Below are 23,578 nucleotides of genomic sequence, written 5' to 3' on the forward strand. Positions count from 1 at the left end.
TATACTAAAATTAGACATACCAAAAAGCCTTACCGTTGAACCGATAAGGTTTTTGAATATTGTGAATTGGAATAACTCCCTTATGATTGATCTACAAAGACTTCCTGACGTTTTAACATGGCATGGATCCAGTGAACAAGTTTGTTGGCACAGGCAATGACAGCGACCTTGTGTGGCTTGCCCTCGTTTCTTTTGCGATCATAAAAACCTATAAGTTTTTTGTTCCGGTTTTTGGCCAGACCGCATTGCACAGCTGAATAAAGGGCTTGACGTAATCTTGATGATCCTCTTTTCGTGATGCGGTTAATGGATGCTTTATATTTGCCTGACTCAAAAACACTTGGATCTAGTCCTGCATAGGCAGCCAGTTGCTTAGGGCGTTCAAACAGATTGATTCCCCCGATTTCGGAGATGATTGTTGCCCCAATCTTTTCTCCGATACCAGGAACTGATTGGACCAAGTCATAGTCTTCAAAGGTCTTAGCCAGGGCATCTATTTCTTTTTGTAATTGGGATAGGTGCTCCTGGTATTGAAAAAGCATCTGGATATACATTTGTATACTGACAACGTGACCATGACAAACAGGATGTTGAAAGGGATTACGATCCGCCGCGGCTTTCAGTTGGGCTGCTTTGTCCAGAAACCATGCGTAGGAACGCTTCGCTCCGAATTGATGCATCTCCATAGCCAACGTCTGTTGAGAGACTTCTTGAATAGCCGCAGAAGTCGGATAATGCAGTAAGGTGTTCAGGGACAATTTGCCACAAAGATCACTAAAAACGCTATGATATTCCGGGAAAGTATGATCCACAGCAGCCTGAAACTGAAGTTTGATTTCAACGTAGCTGTCCGTTAAAGCGCTGTGTTGTCTGGTTAATTGCCGCAGATTCAGGTATTGTTCGTTTTTCCTCTGAAACACTTCCAGATCTTCTTTGTAATACAACTCCCCCAGATGGAAGGCATCGATTTTGTCCGTTTTCACCTTACGCAGGCTTGTTTTTCGAGCCTCATAGGAAATGACCGGATTGATAACATAATAAGTTATAGCTTGATCTTCAAGAAATTGAAGCACAGGTTCATGATAGTGCCCGGTGGATTCAAAGATGACAGCCGGAGGTTGTCCGGAAACCTGTTCCACTTCCTGATAAAACTGATAAAAAGCGTGAAGTCCTTGTAGATGGTGTTCAAATTTAAAGCTTTTTTTATATGGTTTTTTCCTTTTTAAAAAAGCTTGGACCTGGCTTTCCCCTTTGGCGACATCCAGGCCGATGACAGGATTCATAGGTAATCACAACTCCTTTGATAGATTCGTCGGTGCGCCCCTCACATCCCTTGTAGTTTCATAGCTTCGCTTGTTATACGGGATCATGTCCCAACCAGCCTCAAACATGTTTCTACAAGGAAGGGGTGGACAGTATTGCGGACGGGATCGAGTCCCACGGGCGCCAGCGTCCTCCCCCGACTTCCTCAAGCATATGAAACCTATAAAAAATAGGTCAACCAGTTCAATGACCGGCTGACCATATAATACGAACGGGCGCCATTCTGGAATAAAGGCTGCGACTGCTATTGCTTCAAAGGGGCAGATTGTGATGTAACACTTTATGATATTATGCTAAAATCAGAAATGATTTGTGAAAGAATGTAGGTGAGGGGATATAGTTTGCACGGTTCGATAAAACAAGCATTATTTTACATTTATTTAAAATTAATCGGAGCTGGGTTTTCAGTATCCATATTTGCTCTTTATTTATTAGTGGTTATATCATTTAATATGTTTGATTTTGTTGAAACTGCTTCATCACCAATACTTTGGCTTTTCTTCTATGGATATGGAGTCATTTGCTCAGTCCTAATTGATGGCCTCTTAAAAGTTGTGCCATCGATGAAGCGTTATACAATACTTTTTTATATGTTAGCTGGATGTGCCATATTTTTTGTGTTATACAAAGATTCTTTAGTATATGTACTGATAGCAGGCCCAATTGGGGCGCTTGCAGCCATATTGTTTTATGTTGGTATGAAACTTTTTATCAATAGACTGGAATGGGCATGGTTATTTGCACTGGCAATTCCAATCTGTGTTGCCATTTTATTGACCATAAATTTTACTGAAAAGCAAAACTGGGAAGCAGAACAAACAAAAACGAGTTTTCGGGTATCCTTTTCATATTTTGACGGTATCCATGAGATACCTGTTCAACTTGAAAAAGGCAAAAGTCTTTTGTTTGATATTGAATTCGAAAGTGACGGGGGAAGAGGATATTCCGTGGAAAACGAAAGTGGTGAGAAAGTGCCTATGAAATCTCGCGGGGAAAAAATGATGGTTAAAGCGGGAACCGAAGGAACATATTACATTGTCATTAGGGGGCATCATTTATCATCAGGGGGTTTCAAGGTGCAATGGGGTATTAAATAAAAGCATTAGGTTGAAGGTGTAGCAGCAGGAAAATATAAATGGCCGAATAAAGCAAAAATTATTTTAGTCCCTCATTATTCCGTTATAGGGCGCAAATCTGGATTAAAGCTGCGACCGATATTGCTTTAATACGAAGGGCCATCCTATTGAACAAGCATACAAAGGGGAGTATGTATGTCAAAGTATTTCAAAGGGGAATTTTTGAGACAAAGAATTATTTTAACTGTTATACTTCTAAGCATAATAACACTATCTGAGTACGGATTAATTTCAAATACATTAAATTCATTTTTTGCGGGAGTAGCTCTTATTGTATTTTTTATTGTGGATAGTGATTTGAGAAAAAATGAACCACATTACTAATAAAACGGGCACTTTCACGAAATGAAAAATGTGTCACTGTAGCTTTCTAGGGCCATATTGCTGCTTAATTAGAGACTAAAAAGGACGAAAAGGGTGTTTTTTTATGCAGACAGATAATTTAAGGCTAAATAGTATAAGCCGTAGTTTTGTCATTTGTTTCATAATGCTTTTGTCTTTATTAATCCTCGATGTATATATTTTTCCTGAGAAGTCAGTATTATCAGAAATGCTAATTACAGGATTGGCTTGTATTTTAACAATTTTGTTGATAGTTCCTAGTTGGGTACAAGTATTTAAGTCCATTAAGCAGAGTCACAAAAACAATTAAACAATAGGGCGCCTTTGCAGAACAAATAGGTAAAAAAAGTAGTGATTATTTAATTCACATCTATTATAATTATCATAGAGGTGATAAAGAGTGGATAAGCAAATGCTTGATTTACTTACGGAAATGAATACTGAATTGAAAGGCGTGAAGTCTGATATTCATTCCCTAAAATCAGAAATGCATAATCGATTTGATACCATTGAAGCAAAATTAGAAGGCATTGGTGGACAGTTTGAATTGACTAATGAATCGAGAATTAATGAAATGGATTTTATTGTTGACAAGGTAAATAAAATGGAGAAAGAAATTTACATTTTAAAAAACAGGAATAGTAACTAGGGAGTGCATAAATAAGCACTCTTTTTTGTTAAGGACCCAAAGATAGTGTTAAGCAAACGAGGCGCAAGAACGGAATAAAATTGCGCCCGGATTTACATTTTAGAGCCATATTGTGGAATAAACGAAAAAGATGATCGTTTTAAAATCACCCTTTTTGTTTTTTCTTAGCTAATTTTTTAGGATCCTTTACACCAGGTGGTTGTTCCAGCCAATTATGGTTAATCATGATATCAGCTCCACTTTTGGCGAACCGAGAAATCTCAAATGATAACCGTTCATAGTTAATCATCAAATCACTTCGTTGACTGGCAGATGCTGCGGTAGAATAATTGCCCATTCCTGCAGATATAAGCAAATTCATGTGAAACATCATTAATTTATCTGAAAAAGTTTGAGTTGTGGAGCCACTTACACTTACATTAGTCTGTGCAGATTCGACATCATCTTTCAAAAGTGTGTCTGTAAAAACTTTTATATGCTTTTTCGAAATGTTCCTTCCACGAAGCATGTAATCCTGTACATCTTTAGATGGCGACGTTTGTGCAAATGCAATGCATAAGTGCATTCCTATTGAATTTGTTAGGATATTCTGATACAAATGGGAAATCTCAACAGCATTTAATGGCCGTTTATCACTGAAAGGGTTTAGGCCGCTTAAATATTTTTTACTGTCAATATAGTCTGTTTCTTTGGGAACTTCAATATACGGGTGTCTGGCAATTAATCCTTTGGAAAGACCCGTTTCGAGTGATTGTTTATAAAGGTTACTGGTTTCATTTAACGCCTGCATAAAATAGTTACATACATCATCCCGATAACTCATAGAAACAAAACCGCTGTATATTAACATGCCGGCCTTGGCCATATGATTCACATACATTAAACAAAGTATGTCTGAAAAAAGCCACGGTGCGTTCATGTTGACGTCTTGTTCTGTAAACCCATTTGGAATAGTGAATTGTTCATTTTCAAAAATAGGCACTAATGTATCCAAATGGTTAGACGACATATCATGGGCATACTGCACAACGGGTTTTATATCTGCATCTTGAATGTGCTTCAGCATAAAACCCAGCACTTGCTTCGACATACTATCATTCATATAGCCAGTCCAAAGCGAGCCAATTTCTGATGACGTCAGGTGAATGTTCCCTTCGTTCATCATGTAACCTCCTTAAGAGTATGTTATTATAGGTTTATTATTTACATAAATGCGGATTTTATCAACGAATTGAATAAACAGGGGTGTGGAAACGATTCAAAGGGTAAAGGCACTAACAGAACGTACATAAAATTGTTCTGTAATACCAGCCAATAGCTGTCAACAATTAAAGGTAAACAAGTTTAAAAAAACATGTTACACTAAAAATAGGCATACTAAATAGCCTTACCGTTGAATCGATAAGGTTTCAAAACATTAGCAATTTAAATGCATCTTATGATTGATCTACAAAGACTTCTTGACGTTTTAACATGGCATGGATCCAGTGAACAAGTTTGTTGGCACAGGCAATGACAGCGACCTTGTGTGGCTTGCCCTCGTTTCTTTTGCGATCATAAAAACCTATAAGTTTTTTGTTCCGGTTTTTGGCCAGACCGCATTGCACAGCTGAATAAAGGGCTTGACGTAATCTTGATGATCCTCTTTTCGTGATGCGGTTAATGGATGCTTTATATTTGCCTGACTCAAAAACACTTGGATCTAGTCCTGCATAGGCAGCCAGTTGCTTAGGGCGTTCAAACAGATTGATTCCCCCGATTTCGGAGATGATTGTTGCCCCAATCTTTTCTCCGATACCAGGAACCGATTGGACCAAGTCATAGTCTTCAAAGGTCTTAGCCAGGGCATCTATTTCTTTTTGTAATTGGGATAGGTGCTCCTGGTATTGAAAAAGCATCTGGATATACATTTGTATACTGACAACGTGACCATGACAAACAGGATGTTGAAAGGGATTACGATCCGCCGCGGCTTTCAGTTGGGCTGCTTTGTCCAGAAACCATGCGTAGGAACGCTTCGCTCCGAATTGATGCATCTCCATAGCCAACGTCTGTTGAGAGACTTCTTGAATATCCGCAGAAGTCGGATAATGCAGTAAGGTGTTCAAGGACAACTTGCCGCAAAGATCACTAAAAACGTTATGATACTCCGGGAAAATCTGATCCAGAGCAGCCTGAAACTGAAGTTTGATTTCAACATAGCTGTTCGTTAAAGCGCTGTGTTGTCTGGTTAATTGCCGCAGATTCAAGTATTGTTCGGTTTTCCTCTGAAACACTTCCAGATCTTCTTTGTAATACAACTCCCCCAGATGGAAGGCATCGATTTTGTCCGTTTTCACCTTACGCAGGCTTGTTTTTCGAGCTTCATAAGAAATGACTGGATTGATAACATAATAAGTTATAGCCTGATCCTCAAGAAATTGAAGCACAGGCTCATGATAGTGCCCAGTGGATTCAAAGATGACAGCCGGAGGTTGTCCGGAAACTTGTTCCACTTCCTGATAAAACTGCAGGGGAAAAGCTGGAGATAATCTCAAAGGCTTACCTATTGCTAACACTTCCGGAATAATGGATAGCGTCCAATTTGCCATTGTCGGGCCATTTTGTTGAATAACTCCTTGTAAAAAAATCAGATATTAGAAATAATTGTTATTAAGTGAAGGAGCAGATTTGTTGAAGGAGGTAACTAAGAACATGGGCAATTGGGGAGAACAAATAAAGGTTCCGGCAGATTATATGCGGGGTGGAACAAGCAAGGGAGTCTTTTTTCTGCAAGATGATTTACCTTCTGATCCAGCAATACGGGATAAGGTATTATTGCGTATCCTAGGAAGTCCAGATCCCTATGGGCAGCAGATCGATGGAATGGGAGGTGCAACGTCAAGTACTAGTAAGGTGGTGATTTTAAACAAAAGTGAACGTCCGGGATGTGATGTGGACTATTTATTCGGACAGGTAGCCATTGGGCAACCCCTGATAGATTGGAGTGGCAACTGTGGGAACCTTACTTCGGCCGTTGGTCCATTTGCAATACATAAAGGACTGGTAGAAGCTCCAAAGAACGGAATGGCTACAGTTAATATCTGGCAGGAGAATATCGGCAAAAAAATCATAGCTCATGTTCCAATAAAGAATGAGAAAGTACAGGAGCTAGGGGATTTCGAGCTTGATGGGGTAACGTTTCCAGCAGCAGAAATAAAATTGGAATTTCTTGACCCCGGTGCTGATGGCGGTGTGTTTCCTACAGGGAATCCAACAGATATCATGCATGTCCCAGGTATAGGTGAGGTGGAGGCGACTTTAATTAATGCCGGGAACCCTGCTGTCTTTGTGGCAGCATCATCGTTGGGGCTTATAGGAACGGAACTGCAGGAAGATATAAACAGTAATCCTGACCTGCTGGAGCGTTTTGAGTCAATACGTTCTTATAGTGCAGTCATTATGGGTCTGGAGAAAAGCTTAAAAGGTGCTAAGAAGCGTCAGCATACACCTAAAATTGCGTTTTTTGGAGAAACAACGAGTTATACCACTTCTGCTGGAAAAGATGTAAAGGGAGAAAATATTGATATTTTGGCACGGATTCTTTCAATGGGCAAACTGCATCACGCCATGACCGGTACAGGTGCAGTAGCAATTGCGGCCGCAGCTTCGATACCGGGAACTATTGTCAGCAGGATTTTAGGTGACGTTAGGTCTGAGCTTCGCTTTGGTCACCCATCAGGTACTTTAATTGTGGGTGCCGAAGCTTCAAAGGAGGATACCGGCTGGACTGTAAAAAAAGTTGTTATGAGTCGCAACGCAAGAAGATTAATGGAGGGCTCTGTTCTGCTACCCAATTAACCTTACCCAATAAAGTAAGTCTTTAAATATTAAAATAACTGGTGTTGGATCCAATTATTCAGTTTGCAGAAAAAATGAGACAGTATAAAAGTCATTGTTCAGTAAACGGATACGTTTGGTTTAAAAACCTTGATCTGACTATACCGCAACCGGGCGCAGTTGCGGAATAAATTTATTCACCAGTTGGGCCGTTTAACAGTATAAATAAAAGTTATTGCAAGGAAAATTTTGTTAAATCCTTGTGCAAGTAGTGGAAAAATAACTGCAAGCCTGATAAAAACTGTCCGCAATACTCAATATTTGATAAAATTCGGGAAGTGATTGGTGTCCAACTTATGTAGCTCTCTTCTGTAAAGGTGATAATTCGGGGAATGACTGGCACCCAAATTAAAAATAGGGACTAATAAGATCTTTCTTAAGCAGTCCCTATTTATAAAACTTAACGATTATTTTACTATTTGATTGTTCCACTGATGACCTCGTCCTTGTGAGCCGTGAAGGCATCAAGAACTTCATTTTTTTCGTTCGCTGGCACATCGGCGTGTCCAGAAGGACACAACATCTAGTCGGTGAAAGTCCGACCGGGAGAAAAGACTCCAATCCCGTAGCCTGAGAGACACCGCGGAACGAAAGTGAACCGGTGAAGCCCTCTGACAAACATTCTAAAGGAATGCGGCAAAACTTCAGGTTGTAACGCACAGTGAACGCAGATGTAGCCTCGTTACACGCAAATCCGGTGGCTGAGACGGTCGATAACGTGCGAAAGCAGCAGGAACTGACTGAAAAGAGTCTGAAACAGTAGTTCCCACCGGCGGGGTATCAGCGGCGACATGAAGGGAAAGATGATGTGGAAACTGGAGAAGCCCTCGACACCCGGTGAAGAAATCTCATCGAGGAGGCTGTCCTTATAACCGTGAATGGGAAATGGGACTAGCAGGTGTCAGGGTGGCGGAACGGATTGTAGTACTGAAGATACGCGTGCAGCAAAACACGCGAGGAGGGAAGAATCCGAACCTGTAAACAATTCGTGTGACCGAAGGAGGTAAGGGTGCCATGACAAAAACACCCATCAACTTACAGGAACTAAGGCAGCGAATTTATCAAAAGGCGAAGGCTGAACCTACGCATCGTTTTTGGGGATTATTTATCCACATAACCAAACGAACTACCCTTCATGAAGCTTACTTACAAGCAAAGAAAAACGGCGGTGCCCCAGGCATTGACGGACAGAGCTTTGATGATGTGGAGCATGAAGGTGTTCAACCGTTTTTGGAAAACATTCAGAAAGAACTCCAAGAAGGAAACTACCAACCGCAAGCGAATCGAAAAGTAGACATCCCAAAGGCAAACGGGAAGATGCGAACACTGCAAATTCCAACTATTCGAGACCGTGTCGTACAGGGGGCGTTGAAACTCATCATGGAAGCCATCTTTGAGGCAGATTTCTGCCCGAACTCGTACGGCTTCCGTCCAAGGCGCTCACCGCATCAAGCACTGGCAGAAGTACGGCGAAGTTTACTGCGTCGTATGACAACAGTCATTGATGTTGACCTATCTCGGTATTTCGATACGATAAGACATCACATATTGTTGGGGAAAATTGCGGAACGCATTCAAGACCCACAAGTCATGCATCTTACAAAACAGGTGATAAAAGCAGCAGGAAAAATCGGCGTACCGCAAGGGGGGCCATTTTCTCCACTAGCTGCAAATATCTATCTGAATGAGGTTGACTGGGCTTTTGATGCAATCCGGCTTAAAACAGCGGAAGGCAACTATGAGGCGGTAAACTATCATCGGTTTGCCGATGATATAGTGATTACCGTGAGCGGTCACTCCAGCAAACGGGGATGGGCAGATTTAGCCCTTCAGCGGCTCTGGGAAAATCTCGAACCTTTGGGAGTGGAACTTAACTTGGAGAAAACTCGGATGGTCAATGTCCTTAAAGGAGAATCATTTGCTTTTCTAGGTTTTGACCTAAGACGAGTCCCAAACCGAAAAAGAACAGGGCATTTCATCATGATGACACCAAGAAAGAAAGCGCGTACGATACTGAAAGCAAAAATTCGAGAAGTCATCCAAAAAGGAGGAGCAAAACCGGCCGAGGATATCGTCAAGCAAATCAATCGAATTCTTACCGGATGGGTCAACTACTTCCGTGTTGGAAACTCGAGTCGTGCATTCAGTGAAATACGTGACTACACAGAGATGAAAATTAGAACCCTGCTTACAAGAAGAAAACGAAGGAAAAAGCGTAGCATCGGATGGCAGAGATGGAGTAATGGGTACCTCTATGGCATACTGGGACTATATTGGGACTGGAAAGTCCGCCCGCTTGGAAATGCCGAAAGATACCGATGAAAGTGTCTACTATTCGATAGGTCTCATAACCCTTTTGACGAAGATTACGGGGTGAGCTGCTTGAGGGAAAACCTCACGAGCAGTTCTTATGGGGAGGAGCTGGAGACGGATCTCAATAAGACACCGCGCCAGTTCTTTACCCGACAAATGATCGAGTGTGTTAGCCAATACTTTACCCGCTGCATCAAATTCTTCCTCAGTTAGCTTCATATCGTAATGAGTTGGTTCCAGATCAAGACTATCGCCATTAGGGACAGTGCTGATGTACTTATAAGGACCTCCAGCCTTTTCGCAAACCCATAGGGTTGTCAAAACTATAAAACCTGGTTCTCTCCAGTTTCTATTTGCATACCAATCTTTGAGAAAGGAATTGGAAGAGTTTTTTCCTGCAACCGGATCTTCTGCCAATGCTTTAGCGAAATGATCAACGACAGCTGAAATATTATAGATTCCACCGAGGCGTTCGTATAATGGTTTTTCAGAAATTACAATCTCCTCCTTAGTATATGTTATATTCTATAATAAATTATCAGAGGCAGAGTATCAATTATCAATTTGCTATTGTTATGATAGGCCGCGGCTATCGAAAAAATATTAGTATACAATTTTGTGGTGACCATGGCATTGGCATGGGCGTCGAACGGTGTGGCATGTTTGGTTAAGAACAATCCTTTTATACATAGGATCGTTTTGGACCATAAAAATAAGAGCATTCTCTGGCGAGAATGCTCTTAATATATATAATTATATATATTTATTGCCTAAAGGGAGTTTTTATGTCCAAAAGAAAATACCTACATGGTATGACAGTTATTTGGCTGTTTTCTGTCAAAAGGATGACATTTCCTATTTTTAAAGGAAACGGATTCCTTTTGTATTGCTGTTTACGATTAATTTTTTTATGCTTATTGAAAGGCATTTTATATTGGAGTGGAAAAACGTATGAGTAATGACATTAACAATGCTAAACAGCGCAATTATAATCCGTTGATTTGGTTTTTATCCATATTGATCGTAGGCGTTATTTTGGGAACGTATTTATTGCCAACCAGCCCAGACGGCACTATAGGAGGCATTAAGTTAACAGTATTGCCAATGCTGAATGCTATCCTGAATAGCTTTACCTTTGTCTTTTTGTTAATTGCCTTAATAATGATTAAAAAGAAAAACATTAAACTGCACCGCAGGTTTATTATTGCAGCATTCGTTACAACCTTTTTATTCTTCATCTCCTATTTGACGTACCACTCTATGGCTGAGTCTACAAGCTATGGTGGAGATGGCGCTCTGATGTACATTTACTATTTTATACTCATCACACACATTGTTCTGGCTGCATTGATTGTGCCGCTTGCGCTGATCACACTTGGAAGAGGCTTGAATATGGAAGTAGAAAAACATCGGAAAATCGCACGTTGGACAATGCCACTCTGGCTGTATGTAAGTTTTACTGGCGTATTGGTTTACTTAATGATTTCACCATACTATTAGGTGTCCGGAATTCAGCGATGTTTCTTACCTTTCCTATGTCCAAAAGATAACCAAGTATAAAATTTTGGTTCTACCACAGTAATAATGGATTGTTGCCCCCATCTGGTAGACTTGCTTGTAAAGGTCAAGGTTTTAGTGGCACCTTCTTATGGCGTAATGATTTGATTATGCAAACAGCGGTTCATGCAAAGGATGTATTCGAGTATACACGAGAAGGCACTATGCTCATGATGTCTAAGGGTTGGATTGAGAAACCATCAAAAATGGATCTTTAATTCGATGGGATTTTCCCTATGGAAAAATTGCTTTAGAGAAGTCTTTGAAGAGTTTTCTGGGGGGCTGTTATTCCCCCCACTGTTAAGGAATTACGCCAGAAATTTCTTTCCAATTTCCTTATAGAGCGTAATACTGGTCAAGTATTTATCAACTTCAACATACTCATCCGGCTGATGGGCGACCGATGTATCGCCGGGTCCCAATACAATAACGGGGAATACCTCGTTTGCGTGTGTGAATTGTGAACTGTCCGTATAGCCAGTCATCCCTCCCAGTGTTGTTGGGATACCTAAAGGTTTAACAGTGTCCTGAACCAGCTTAACAAAAGGATCATCAGCCGGGGTCTTCATAGGGGTTTGGTCATTCAATAAGCGGATGTCCGCTGTTAGATCAGGGTATTTTTCTTCCGCAGATGTTATCACCTGTTTAATTTGCTTGATAATTTGTTTGTGATCCTGGGAAGGAACGGTCCGTATATCGATATTTGTAAAACATTGGTCGGGTACAACGTTCGTATTGGAACCACCTTTGATGACGTTAATGCTGTATGTAGATCCACCCAACAGGTCATCTTCCTCGTATTGCAATTCAAATTCTTTTCCTGACATCCGATGAATAACTTCATTCATATGAGCCACTGCATTTGTTCCCATATCCGGCATTGAACCATGGGCGGTTTTTCCGTATGTGACAATCTGTGGCCATAATGCTCCTTTGTGAGCAATCTTGATGTGATTTTGTGTTGGTTCGGCGACAATCAGAGCATCTAACGGTTCGGCATAGCCCTTTTCTGTCAGTTGACGGGCGCCAACAGCTCCTGCTTCCTCGCCGACCGTTGCTAAAAGGGTAACTTCACCTTTCTTCGGAAGCCCTTCTTCTTTTAGCGAAACCATAGCTAATGCGCAGGCAACAAGGCCACTTTTCATGTCACATGTTCCACGTCCATAAATTTTTCCATTTTCTTCTTCGGCCCCAAAAGGATCATGCTCCCATTTGACTTCTCCAGTAGGGACAACATCCATGTGTCCGGTTAATCCGAGGACGGACCCATCTTCTTCACCTTTTAAACGAGCAATTAAATTGGCACGGTTATCATCGTATTCAACAAGTTCGGTTTCTATGTCATGTTCATCGAAAAGAGCTTTTAATTTATTAGCGACCGCTGTCTCATTTCCTGGAGGATTGACACTTTTAATTTGAATGATATCTTTTAAAAATGATTTGGCTTGGTCTTGGTCCATATTTATCACCTCTGGATTTAGTTTACCCTTCTTATTCATACTAACACATGATTCATTTCCTCTGATAAAATCGTTACCGGCATTTGAAAAAATGGTTGACGATAATATTAAGTAATTGGTATCATCTAAATTAGAAAGGTCGTTCTATCCAATTAGGGAGAAGTGAATGATATGAGTCGATCTGTAAAAAAAGAAACGCTGCTTGAAGTAGCTGAACGGTTATTTTATGAACATGGATTCCGTGGCGTCGGATTAAAACAAATCATCAATGAAGCTAATGTAGCCACAATGACGCTGTATAATCATTTTCCGTCCAAGGACAATTTGGTCGAAGAAGTACTTAGGCAGCGGGAAGAACGCTATTGGTCCTATTTGGATTCACATGTGGAAATGGATTCAGATTCACCTTTCATTCTTGCTGTTGAAGCTCACGGTCGTTGGTTAAAAGAACAATCCTATAAAGGAGATATGTTTTTAAGAGCGATAGAAGATTACACGGGAACGGATAATGAGATTGAAAATATTGCAAGAGGACACAAATCCAATTTGCTTAAATATTTTCAGCAACTGGCTCAAAGGAAAGGTGTGGATAACGAACGGGATTTAGCTACTCAATTTACATTAATTCTTGAAGGAACGACTTCCATGACGACACTGATTGGTGCAGAGAAGGCTACGGAACATTCTATTGCGATGGCGAGGACACTTGTCCAACATACATCGTAATTTTTTTACCTACTTATTAGAAAGGTCGTTCTATATAATTTGTGGAGGAGGGATACCGTGAGATTCTTAAGGTTAGTTTTACCAGGGGCGACTATGATTGCTGTTACCTATGGCTTAGCAAGATTCAGTTTTGGACTGCTTCTCCCCGATATGCGTAATTCACTTGAAATGTCCGAGTTTGTGTCTGGGCTGATATCTTCGTTATTTTATTTGGCTTATTGCTTCACGATCATATTATCTACTGTCATTACGACAAGAGAAGGGCCTAGAAGAATGATTATCTCAGCTGGGATGTCAGCTTTTGCTGGGTTACTGTTGATGTCGATGACTCCAAATGCATGGGTGCTTGCGTTAGGCGTGTTATTTGCCGGAGGAAGCACAGGTTTGGTATCTCCACCTTATGGCGCTGCTATATCGCTATGGATTAAAGAGGGTAAACAAGGAGAAGCGAATACATGGATTAACTCGGGAACCAGTTTTGGTATAGCTCTTTCTGGAGCAGGAGCAATTCTGTTATCACCCAATTGGAGGCTAACGTATTTTATTTATGCTATTCTGACATTGCTGATATTGATATGGAATTTTAGGGCGATCCCAAAAGTCGGGGCTAGACCAAGGTTGAGATTTGAAAAAGGGCATCTCTCCATACGAGGCGTAAAAGGATCAATCCCTTTGAGTGTGGCGTCTGTTATCCTTGGAATTTCCACAGCAGCTTTTTGGACATTTTCCAGATCTTTTATTGGAGTGGCTGGTGATTACAGTGATTGGCAGCTTTCTGGATTTTGGATCATGATTGGATTATTTGGTGTACTAGGCGGTTTTTCTGGTTCTCTAATTGAAAAGGGAGGGCTGTCTTATGCTTATAAATTAGGGAGTTTGTCAATTGCTTCAGCACCCATTATTTTGTCCTTTTCACCAGAAAGTCTATTCATGTCTTACTTAGCGGCTGGTATTTTCGGGAGCTCCTATATATTTTTAACCGGAGTTCTCCTTGTTTGGGGAATCCGTGTATTTATTACGAATGCCTCATTAGGTATTGGCGTGCCCTTTTTACTTCTGGCAGTGGGGCAGGTCATCGGTTCATCACTTGCTGGGTTGTTTATTGGGGCATGGGGTTATGCTCCGTCTTTTATCCTTTATGGAATAATTGGTATGGCAGCTACCCTTCTAGGCCCAAAAGTTGACCGACATGGAGTTTAAGGAACTGTTCACCAGGCTTAAATAAAAAACAACGGCCTTTTTCTATTATCAATGGCTTTCATTGCAATTTTGGTATGCGTTGAAAATACCTTGCCTATTTCCGTTAATTTGATGTTTCTGCGTTCACGTTCAAATAAAGAAACCCCCAGTTCCCCGTAATTCGTATTTTCTTTATATTGAAACTTCAGGGGAAAATATGATTAGCAATAGGTTAAAAGGAATAATTTTGATATAGTGTATTGTGTAGTTAAATTTATCTAAATTAAGGTGGAAAAGCTACATGAATATAGTTTGTACCGGCTATGGGCTTCTGGCCCCGAAGACAACAAATGTCGAGCAGTATCTATCCAATTTAAAAGATGGCATGTGCTCGCTTGACGTTGTGGACCAAGAGGGGCCAAAGGGGGAATCCAATATAATAGGTTCAGTTAATGAAGGACTTGAGGAATTGGAAGCGGATAAGAAGATGAGGCGTCTTCCGAAAGTGGCAAAAATGGGGATCTCTGCAGCGAAGGAAGCCCTTCAATCAGCTGATCTAGATATGGAAGGTAAAAAAGTTGGCGTTTTTTTCGGGCTATCTCTGGGTTCAACTGGGGAGAAAATCCTCCGGGACGGAATACAATTTGTGAATGACGAGGATTATAGAAAAATACCTATTACGTTTGCTCATTATGCCAATTACCACAGTATAACATCTTCAATTACTCATGCCATTGGGCTTAAGGGCATTACAAAAACGATTTCTACTGGCTGTACGGCTAGCCTGGAGGCGATTGAAGAGGCGATGCTTTATTTGAATAGCGGCAAAATTGATGTAGCTGTTGTTGGAGGAACTGACAGTCCTATCAGTAAAATAACGACTTATTCGTTTGCAAAAACGAGAGTTCTTCCACTCGATCAGTCGCTTGAAGAAGGGGCTATTCCGTTTCAGGAAGGAAGTAAAGGGTTTGCAATGGCAGAGGCGGCAGGCGCGATTATACTGGAAAGAGAAGATGATGCAGTTAATCGATCAGCAGATATTAAAGGCGAAATTGTTGATGTTGTGTCGAATAATGATGGCATCTACATTTATTCACTTGATGAAACCGGAGAGCAAATGATCAATGCCTTAAAAGAAGTTACAGAGGGACGTCAGCCGAATTATATCAACAGTCAGGCACTGGGAATACAAGTAAATGATCGGATTGAAGAGAAATGTTCGGAACTGCTGTTCAACCACGAAACGCCGTATACATCCATTAAAAGTATGTATGGCAATCCGTTTGGAGCAATCGGAATTTTACAGGTCATTTCGTCTCTTTTGAGTGTCCAGCACGGATTTATACCGCCAACCATACGAACAACAACAGAAGGCTATGAAACTATGAATATTGTGACAGAGTCAAGATTTGAAAATGTTGAAGAGGTTGCTATTACCAACCATGGATATGGTGGAAACAACGCATGTGCCTACGTGAAAAAACATACATAACAGCGATTTGCGGTGGTAAGGAGTGAATTGCTATGATTACCGGGTTGCTGATCTGTACCATAGGCTTGATCCCTTTGGTTTTGGGACTGAGTATCAGAGCCATTTATAAAGAGTCAAAATTATCATCCGTGCTATCTATATATATGGTTTTAATCACCATTTGGCAATTTGATGTAGGGATACTTTACTTTGGTGATGTTCTCTCTGAAGATGTTATTCTATTTCTTTTCAAGCTGCTTCGGGCCGGGCCGACATTCTCGATTATTGTTATGTTTTATATAACATACATTTTTCTAAAAGACCGGCCGGCAATGCTAAAGACAATCAGTGGGCCTACGAAAGTATTCCTGAAAATCTTTAATAAAAAGGTACTCGTTTTTATTAGTGTCTGGAGTGGAATCATTTATATTATTAACTGGACAGATTTAGGGATTAAGGGATTAAGCTTACACAGATCAACTTTAACATTCAGTCATTATTTTCCTGAATATGGGCCGTTAGCATGGCTATATATCGTACATATGAGCAGTTTTATAGTCTTTTTACTGATTGTCTCTGTTGTAGCTCAAAAAATTGTCAATCAAAGCTTCAAAACATTTTTAAAGAGCTTTTGCCTTCATTCCATTATTTGGCTAATTGTTCCCGGATATTTGAATTTCTCATCCGAAACAGGAGCAATCTCAAGCAGTATTGGCGTTGTTATTTTCTCAGCAGCCATTGTCCATGAGTTTATCAAATTGAATACAAGCATGAAGGAAAACTACTATCAATTGATGGAAAGGCAGAAAAAACTCGATTATACAGGAAATTTAGCCGGCAGTTTAATTCATGAGGTGAAAAACACCAATGAAATCATCAGAGGTTTTTCGAAATCCCTGAACAAAAGCGAGACAATGACAGAACAGGAGCAAGGATCGCTTGAAATGATCCAGAAATCCTCTGCTCACCTTGGGGACCTGGTGAATAACTATAAAGTATATATGAAATCTGCTGAGCAAATGATGAAAAAGGAGGATTTGGAATCCATTATAGGGCATGCTATTGATTTCTCTTCAAGTATGCGTGAGGAACATGATGTGGAGATAGAGTTTGTGAATCTTTACAAACAGCTGACCGTCTATGTAAACAGAACAAATTTAGAGCAGGTTTTCATTAACCTGATTAAGAACAGTATAGAAGCAATGCCGGAAGAAAGGGAGAATAGGAAAATTACAATTTCCACCGAGCTTGATAATGAAATGATCCTGATTCATTTTAAGGATACCGGAGAAGGAATAAGCCCAGAGAATTGGGAAAGTGTCTTTGACCCGTTCATTTCATTTGGCGAAAGTGGAATGGGCATGGGTCTGCCTTTCGTAAAAAAGACGATTATCGAGCATTTGGGAGATATTCGGGTTGCCGGAAGCTCATCAAGAGGAACACATTTTCAAATCGAACTGCCACTTAATGGCGCGTTGAATATGACTTAAGGGCTGGGACATAACTAGATGTCCAATATTAAAGATGAACAAGACACTACTTTAGTGAAGAAGATATACGTAGACACCTTGTGTCCCAGCCTTTGTGTGTGTTTTATCATCATTTCCGCAGGTTCATTTTGTCAGTTTAAAAAAGGCAATACAACCGATCAGGGAAGTGCTGAATAATATGATCCCCATCGGCACGGCTGATGCTTCATTAATGCCGGCGAGAGGGGAGAATAGCGACCCTAGCAATAGCGGCAGCATACCCAGGACAGCACTAGCACTGCCCGCACGGTGCCCCTGTTGCGCCATTCCAAGAGTAAAAGTGCTTGTTATGGTCATTCCCATGGTGGTCATATAAATAAAAATCAGTATCACAATAATGGCTAATGGGCCTTCAATAATGGTCATGATCAGCAGTAGTGATGTTGCACTTACCGCAATCATGACCGCTGCTTTCAGCAATTTCCTTTCATGGATAATGCCGCCAAAACGTCCAATGATGAAACTTCCCGTAATAATGGCCAGTCCATTCATACCAAATAATATACTGAAGACTTGAGGTGAGACCCCGTATATCTCCTGATAAATAAATGGTGTACCTGATACATAGGCAAAACTCCCGCCATGAACAAACCCCACGATTACTGCATAGCCAATAAACGAACGGTCCTTCAGCAAGCCTCCCATGGTGCGAACAGAATCTCCAATTGAACTTGGCATCCGCTTCCAGGGTGGTAATGTTTCCTTAAGTTTCATAGCAACAACCAAAAAAATCAGGATTCCCAGTATACTTAGGAATAAAAAAATCGAATGCCAGCTTGCAAAGGGCAACAGCAGGATTGCTCCGCCTGACATTGGGGCAATCATCGGTGCAACTGCATTTATGACCATTAAAAGCGAGAAGAATTTTGTGAGCTCCCTACCACTAAACACGTCACGTACAACAGCACGGGAAAGAACAACACCTGCTGAAGCAGTGACCCCCTGTAAAAATCTTGCTGCAATCAGGACAGTGATATTCGGTGCCATTGCACAAAGAAGTGATGATACGACAAATAGCAACAAAGATATTAATAAAGGCTTCTTTCTCCCGCGGGCATCACTGATTGGTCCGATAATCACCTGACCAATGGCAAGTCCCAGCAAACAAGCTGTCAGGCTGATTTGTACAAGTGAGGGGCTTGTTCCTAAGTCATCGGCAATTCCGGGAAAGCTTGGTAAATACATATCAATGTTCAGCGGTCCCATAATGGCAAGCAGACCCAAGAGCAATGCAAGTCCGAGGCGTTTTTTTCCTGTCGGGTTATGTAGTATAGGCTCCTGTTCTTGTTGGTAAATGGTAAACACCTCCTAACTTAAATCACTGGTTGTTGTAAGGCACACGTCCAAACCACTTATAGCGGCGTGTGGATACAAACCTGTATGCCGGGTCTCCAATGCTTTTGGCAAACGGCAGATAGAGTAACAAAGCTAATGGGATGGTGGCAGGTAATAAAAAAAGAATCTTGCGTACTGTGTTAAATCCTGTCAGCATTTGTTTATTTTTCGTATACATATAAATTTCGTCATACATGTTTTTATAGTTATTTGCCCGCTCTTTCACTGGCTCACTCACCTCCTGGACGGGATGCCAGTAAATCGCATTGTTCCAGTCCAACTTTCTCAGCACAGCTTTCACTGTACGGCATAATGGGCACTCAGCATCGAAAAATACAATATGTCTATTCATGCTACCATCTCCTTTCATTTCAGGATGGTTTATTTATTGATCACACAAGGAAACTGAAATTTAGTGTAAAAGACCTTAGTTTAAATTTCCAATAATTTAGGACTTAACAAAATAGTAAAATGGATGTAAACTATATAATTAAAGAAAAATAGAATGAAATTTTTTAGTGAAACATATTGCTGAAGTAAAAGAAAGATGTTATAGTAAGTAGCCATGTGAATCTTAATAATCAATATTACTCTGCAAAAATATTTGGAGTGAGAGAAAGTGAAAAAACTAACAAACTTAAAATCTACTAAGATGGGATTTTTTCTGCTTGCATTAATCTTGTTTTGGATGAAGACGTATATTATATATATTACAGAATTTGATTTAGGGGTCAATAATCTGATGCAGCAATTCTTGCTGTTCATCAATCCTTTGAGTTCAGGCTTGATTATACTCGGGTTTGCGTTACTTTTCAAAGGGAAACGATTCGGCATTACACTGTTGATTATTGATTCTCTTTTAACTTTGTTTATGTACGCCAACATTGTCTTCTATCGTGAATTTAACAGCTTTATTACCATTCAGACGTTGATGCAGACGGAAAATGCCGGTAGTATCGGAAAAAGTTTCCTGGGGCTGGCTGAATGGCATGATTTGCTGTATGCTCTGGATCTCGTTATCCTGGGTGTTCTGTACTTCAAGCGGAAAGCAGACTGGTCCCCGGCACGCTTCAATTTCAAAAAACCTGCCACTGTGATGGCCGCTGGTGTGCTTGCGCTCGCTATTAATCTAGGTTTGGCGCATATTGACCGCCCGCAGCTGCTGGAGCGCGTTTTTGACAATAACTATATTGTTAAATATCTCGGTTTGCCTAATTTTGCCGCGCTGAACACCGTGCAGGCTGTTGAAGTTAATGCCAAGCGCTCGATGGCTTCAAGTGAAGATATAATGGAAGTGGAAAGTTATACCGACAAAAAATACGCCGAGCCAAACGATAAGTATTTTGGAAAGGCAAAAGGCAAAAACATTATCAAAATTCATTTGGAGTCTTTTCAGTCATTTTTGATTGATTATAAATTGAATGGAGAAGAAGTGACGCCGTTCCTGAACTCACTTGTGCATGATGGGAGCAAGAATTTTACGTACTTCGATAACTTCTTCCACCAGACTGGACAAGGCAAAACAGCTGATGCTGAACTGCTGATGGATAATTCATTGTACGGCACGCCTCAGGGGGCTGCATTCGTCACGAAAGGCACGAATACGTATCAGGCACTGCCGGCCATACTTGGCCAGAGGCAGAACTATACTAGTGCTGTATTCCATGGTGATGAAGGATCATTCTGGAATCGGGATAATGTATATAAGCAATTTGGTATAGACCGGTTTTATGATGACGCCTATTACGATATGAGTGAGGATAAAGTCATCAACTATGGATTGAAAGATAAACCGTTCTTTAAGCAGTCGATGCCTATGCTTAAAGACCTTGCCAAAGAGGATGGCCCATTCTATGCGCACATGATGACATTGACACACCATTATTCGTTTGTATTGGACGAAGGAGAAGAGTCAATTGAGCCGGCTAATACCGGTGACGGCACCGTGGATCGCTACTTCCAGACAGCCCGTTACCTGGATGAGGCGCTGAAACAGTTCTTCAAGGATTTGAAGGAAAAAGGATTGTATGAGGACTCAGTCATTATGATTTATGGTGACCATTATGGTATTTCGGAGAACCATAATAAGGCGATGAGTGAAATCACGGGTGAGGAGATAACACCACTGAAAAACGCGAACCTGCAGCGAGTGCCTTATCTGATTCGTGTGCCGGGCATGGAAGGCCAGGGCACCAATCACAAGTTTTCCGGACAGGTAGACGTCATGCCGACGATGTTGCATCTGTTGGGAATCAACGCCAAAGATTATATTCAGTTCGGTACAGACATGTTTTCCAAAGAGCATAAAGGCTTTGTGCCGTTCCGGAATGGCAGTTTCATGACGAAGGACTACAGCTATGTCGATGGACAGTTCTATGATAATAAGACAGGCGAAGTCATTGAAGAACCGACGGAGAAGATGAAGGAACGCAAAGAGCAGGTAAGTTATGAGCTGAGTCTGAATGATGAAGTGTTGCATGGCGATCTGCTGCGTTTCCATGAGCCTAATAAAAAATGGGAACCTGTTGATCCCAACGACTACCAGTACGGAAAGTCTAATAAGAAAAACAATGCAAATAACAATAACGATAACAATGAAAATAATAATGGAAATAACTCATAGTAAAAATCCCCGCTTCCTGGCCTATTAAGGCCTAGAGGCGGGGATTTTGTATCTGTCACAGATTAAGGGGTAAAGGCTACACTAACCTCCCCGATGCTGGTATAGGTTGCCTTGTATGTTCCTTCCTCAACACGTAATGGCAAGATGAATGTCCCTGATGATATGATCATGCCTTTCTTCAGGGTTTTGTCGTGAGCTGACAGTTTTTTTGAAAGCCATGTAACTGCGGACACCGGGTTACCGAGCACATTGGAAGAATTTCCTTTGCTGATTTTTTCACCATGGTGGAACAGCTCCATATCGATGTCTGCCAGGCTATCCAATGATGGCGCTTTAACGGTCTCTGATATGACGGCAAGCCCTGCAGCGGCGTTATCGCACAGAAGATCTTCCAGTGAAAAATTGGGAAACCAGTCTGTATAACGGGAATCGGGCACTTCAATGCCTGCTGCAATCCTGCTTTTTGATATGATTTCTTCTTCGGATGCTCTCATTGGCAGGTCGTCAGTCAGAATGAAAATTAATTCCGGCTCAATAAGCGGATCGAATAAAGACGCCATTGAAATGGATTCTTGTGATCGCATTAGATTTCCCTCAGTGTATGTGCCATATGCCGGCTCATCTGTATTGGCAAACGCTTGGGTATCGGGGCTTGTCATGCTGATCTTATAGCCGCTGAGGTTCTCATCTGTCTGGTCACACTTTTCCTTTATGAATTGATCCTGGACGGAGTAGGCAGTTGGTTCATTCAGGTTATAATGGTTTCGTATAAAATTAATCGGCTCTTTTGTCCGATGGGCAGTCTTAAGCTTTTGAACAATCTCATTGTTGATGACAGTCATTGTTTGAGCCTCCTGTATGATTTGTATAAAATAGCGTTTCCATAAGTATAAATGGTTGTCGGGTTTTTGTTAAGCTGGAAAATGGGGCAGATATAATGGAAATCAGCTATCAGCGAATTTATAGCAGACTGTTTAAGTACTATGGTCCGCAAAAATGGTGGCCGGCAGATACGTCATTTGAAATGATGATTGGCGCCATTCTTGTCCAAAATACGAGCTGGCACAACGCAGAAAAGGCTTTAGCGAATATCAAGCCATACCTGGCTCCTGAACTCATGGAAAAACTGGCGACCGGTGAAATGGCAGAAATGATTCGGCCCAGTGGTTTTTTTAACGTTAAGGCCAAACGGATCAATGCTTTTTTGAAATGGTTTAAAACGTATCATTGTGATATTGGTGTGATTAAACAGATCGATAGGCAGCGGCTGCGGAATGAACTTCTCAACATTAATGGTGTTGGCCGTGAAACCGCTGATGTCATGTTGCTTTATGCATTTGATAAGCCAATATTTGTGGTTGATAACTATGCTAGAAGGATCTTTTACCGAATCGGGTTTAATATGCCAAAAACGTACGATGCGTTTCGGAATGAAGTGGAGGGGACAATGGCGGGAGACTTAGAGCTGTTTAATGAATTTCATGCACTGCTGGTGGAACATGCGAAGAGCCACTGTAAGAAGACGCCGATATGTGAGGGTTGTCCGTTGTTGGAGATGTGTCATCAACGGCTGGATTAGCTTTCTATTACCGTTTTATCAAAAAAAGAACTGGCATCGACCTTCCTTAGCAGTCATTACCAGTTCTTCCGGGAAAGCTTTTTGAATATCTTTTTACGGTAAAAAGGGAATTTCGGGTTGTGATGCAGCTTTCGTTTTTCAACAAGGTCATCGAATTGTCCACCTTTCTTTGCCTCGTTCTTATGTTCTTCACCAGTTGCATACGTCATTAGGTCATTATCCGTGATTTCTCTTCCTTTCTTTTTCCCATCATCTTGAGGAACAAAACCGGCATTCTTTAAAATTTTATACGCCTGATTCAGTTCCGATGACAGACCCGGCAGTTCATCTCGTATGTTCAGTTTTTTGCCTTTGCCCGGCAAGTTGTCAAAATCACCATTCTCGATTGATTCCTTAATTTTATCTTCAACGATGATGTACATGGGCGCACCCCCTTATTGTATTCATTATATCAAAAAATGGCTGATACTGTTTAAT

General features: G+C 41.0%; 19 protein-coding genes and 1 pseudogene. 11 read left to right on the top strand and 9 right to left on the bottom strand.

Features of this window, described 5'->3' with window-relative positions:
- Window positions 1–80 precede the first annotated feature (80 nt).
- Window positions 81–1,283: an IS110 family RNA-guided transposase gene (locus tag ON01_RS01030; RefSeq protein WP_010529149.1), complete on the bottom strand. Its 1,203-nt coding sequence runs from the start codon at window positions 1,281–1,283 to the stop codon at window positions 81–83.
- 381 nt (window positions 1,284–1,664) lie between these two features.
- Between ON01_RS01030 and ON01_RS01035 the strand changes: the two genes are divergently transcribed.
- Both ON01_RS01035 and ON01_RS01045 read left to right on the top strand, forming a co-directional pair.
- Complete coding sequence (locus ON01_RS01035) at window positions 1,665–2,420, top strand: hypothetical protein (protein WP_010529150.1); 756 nt, start codon at window positions 1,665–1,667, stop codon at window positions 2,418–2,420.
- A 781-nt stretch (window positions 2,421–3,201) separates the two neighbouring features.
- A complete protein-coding gene (locus ON01_RS01045) occupies window positions 3,202–3,450 on the top strand; it encodes a hypothetical protein (protein ID WP_010529152.1) in 249 nt (82 codons plus the stop codon).
- Between the two features lie 145 nt (window positions 3,451–3,595).
- On the opposite strand, the gene ON01_RS01050 is transcribed toward ON01_RS01045, so the two are convergent.
- Complete coding sequence (locus ON01_RS01050) at window positions 3,596–4,612, bottom strand: DUF3231 family protein (RefSeq protein WP_010529153.1); 1,017 nt, start codon at window positions 4,610–4,612, stop codon at window positions 3,596–3,598.
- A gap of 274 nt (window positions 4,613–4,886) precedes the next feature.
- Window positions 4,887–6,041, bottom strand: coding sequence for an IS110 family RNA-guided transposase (locus ON01_RS01055; protein WP_010529154.1), 1,155 nt, complete (start codon window positions 6,039–6,041; stop codon window positions 4,887–4,889).
- Window positions 6,042–6,144: 103 nt separating this feature from the next.
- Here ON01_RS01055 and prpF point away from each other — a divergent pair, with 103 nt between their 5' ends.
- The 3 genes from prpF (at window position 6,145) to ON01_RS01075 (ending at window position 11,142) form a co-directional block, all read left to right on the top strand.
- Window positions 6,145–7,290, top strand: coding sequence for a 2-methylaconitate cis-trans isomerase PrpF (gene prpF / locus ON01_RS01060; RefSeq protein ID WP_010529155.1), 1,146 nt, complete (start codon window positions 6,145–6,147; stop codon window positions 7,288–7,290).
- Window positions 7,291–8,343: 1,053 nt separating this feature from the next.
- Complete coding sequence (gene ltrA / locus ON01_RS01065; protein WP_010529118.1) at window positions 8,344–9,651, top strand: group II intron reverse transcriptase/maturase; 1,308 nt, start codon at window positions 8,344–8,346, stop codon at window positions 9,649–9,651.
- A 942-nt stretch (window positions 9,652–10,593) separates the two neighbouring features.
- A complete protein-coding gene (locus ON01_RS01075) occupies window positions 10,594–11,142 on the top strand; it encodes a DUF420 domain-containing protein (RefSeq protein WP_010529157.1) in 549 nt (182 codons plus the stop codon).
- Between the two features lie 365 nt (window positions 11,143–11,507).
- On the opposite strand, the gene ON01_RS01080 is transcribed toward ON01_RS01075, so the two are convergent.
- A complete protein-coding gene (locus ON01_RS01080) occupies window positions 11,508–12,659 on the bottom strand; it encodes an ArgE/DapE family deacylase (RefSeq protein ID WP_010529158.1) in 1,152 nt (383 codons plus the stop codon).
- Window positions 12,660–12,830: 171 nt separating this feature from the next.
- Between ON01_RS01080 and ON01_RS01085 the strand changes: the two genes are divergently transcribed.
- Both ON01_RS01085 and ON01_RS01090 read left to right on the top strand, forming a co-directional pair.
- Complete coding sequence (locus tag ON01_RS01085) at window positions 12,831–13,385, top strand: TetR/AcrR family transcriptional regulator (protein WP_010529159.1); 555 nt, start codon at window positions 12,831–12,833, stop codon at window positions 13,383–13,385.
- Between the two features lie 93 nt (window positions 13,386–13,478).
- Window positions 13,479–14,585, top strand: coding sequence for an MFS transporter (locus ON01_RS01090; protein ID WP_245544959.1), 1,107 nt, complete (start codon window positions 13,479–13,481; stop codon window positions 14,583–14,585).
- 29 nt (window positions 14,586–14,614) lie between these two features.
- On the opposite strand, the pseudogene ON01_RS19105 reads toward ON01_RS01090, so the two are convergent.
- Window positions 14,615–14,737, bottom strand: a pseudogene (locus ON01_RS19105) (LysR family transcriptional regulator); the annotation flags it as partial.
- 128 nt (window positions 14,738–14,865) lie between these two features.
- Here ON01_RS19105 and ON01_RS01095 point away from each other — a divergent pair.
- On the top strand, window positions 14,866–16,056 hold the full coding sequence (locus ON01_RS01095; protein WP_010529161.1) for a beta-ketoacyl synthase N-terminal-like domain-containing protein: 1,191 nt from the start codon (window positions 14,866–14,868) through the stop codon (window positions 16,054–16,056).
- Between the two features lie 32 nt (window positions 16,057–16,088).
- A complete protein-coding gene (locus tag ON01_RS01100; RefSeq protein WP_010529162.1) occupies window positions 16,089–17,525 on the top strand; it encodes a sensor histidine kinase in 1,437 nt (478 codons plus the stop codon).
- Window positions 17,526–17,648: 123 nt separating this feature from the next.
- Here ON01_RS01100 and ON01_RS01105 read toward each other — a convergent pair whose 3' ends face one another.
- Together ON01_RS01105 and ON01_RS01110 are read right to left on the bottom strand one after the other, a co-directional pair.
- Entirely contained in the window at window positions 17,649–18,836 is a 1,188-nt protein-coding gene (locus ON01_RS01105; protein ID WP_029328935.1) for a Bcr/CflA family efflux MFS transporter, read from the bottom strand.
- Between the two features lie 46 nt (window positions 18,837–18,882).
- Window positions 18,883–19,251, bottom strand: a complete 369-nt coding sequence (locus ON01_RS01110; protein WP_010529164.1) for a thiol-disulfide oxidoreductase DCC family protein — start codon at window positions 19,249–19,251, stop codon at window positions 18,883–18,885.
- Window positions 19,252–19,551: 300 nt separating this feature from the next.
- Here ON01_RS01110 and ltaS point away from each other — a divergent pair, with 300 nt between their 5' ends.
- The gene (gene ltaS, locus ON01_RS01115; RefSeq protein ID WP_040912191.1) at window positions 19,552–21,522 is read left to right on the top strand and encodes a lipoteichoic acid synthase; all 1,971 of its coding nucleotides are present in this window, start codon (window positions 19,552–19,554) and stop codon (window positions 21,520–21,522) included.
- A 62-nt stretch (window positions 21,523–21,584) separates the two neighbouring features.
- Here the strand turns inward: ltaS and ON01_RS01120 are convergent, their stop codons facing one another.
- Window positions 21,585–22,364: a 2-keto-4-pentenoate hydratase gene (locus tag ON01_RS01120; protein ID WP_010529166.1), complete on the bottom strand. Its 780-nt coding sequence runs from the start codon at window positions 22,362–22,364 to the stop codon at window positions 21,585–21,587.
- Window positions 22,365–22,459: 95 nt separating this feature from the next.
- On the opposite strand from ON01_RS01120, the gene ON01_RS01125 reads away from it, so the two are divergent.
- Window positions 22,460–23,101 carry an endonuclease III domain-containing protein gene (locus tag ON01_RS01125; RefSeq protein WP_010529167.1) on the top strand — a complete coding sequence of 214 codons (642 nt, stop codon included), beginning with the start codon at window positions 22,460–22,462 and terminating at the stop codon, window positions 23,099–23,101.
- Between the two features lie 56 nt (window positions 23,102–23,157).
- Here the strand turns inward: ON01_RS01125 and ON01_RS01130 are convergent, their stop codons facing one another.
- Window positions 23,158–23,523 carry a DnaJ family domain-containing protein gene (locus ON01_RS01130; RefSeq protein WP_010529168.1) on the bottom strand — a complete coding sequence of 122 codons (366 nt, stop codon included), beginning with the start codon at window positions 23,521–23,523 and terminating at the stop codon, window positions 23,158–23,160.
- Window positions 23,524–23,578: the final 55 nt, after the last annotated feature.

It is taken from the genome of Lentibacillus jeotgali (assembly GCF_000224785.1).
GTDB lineage: Bacteria > Bacillota > Bacilli > Bacillales > Amphibacillaceae > Lentibacillus > Lentibacillus jeotgali.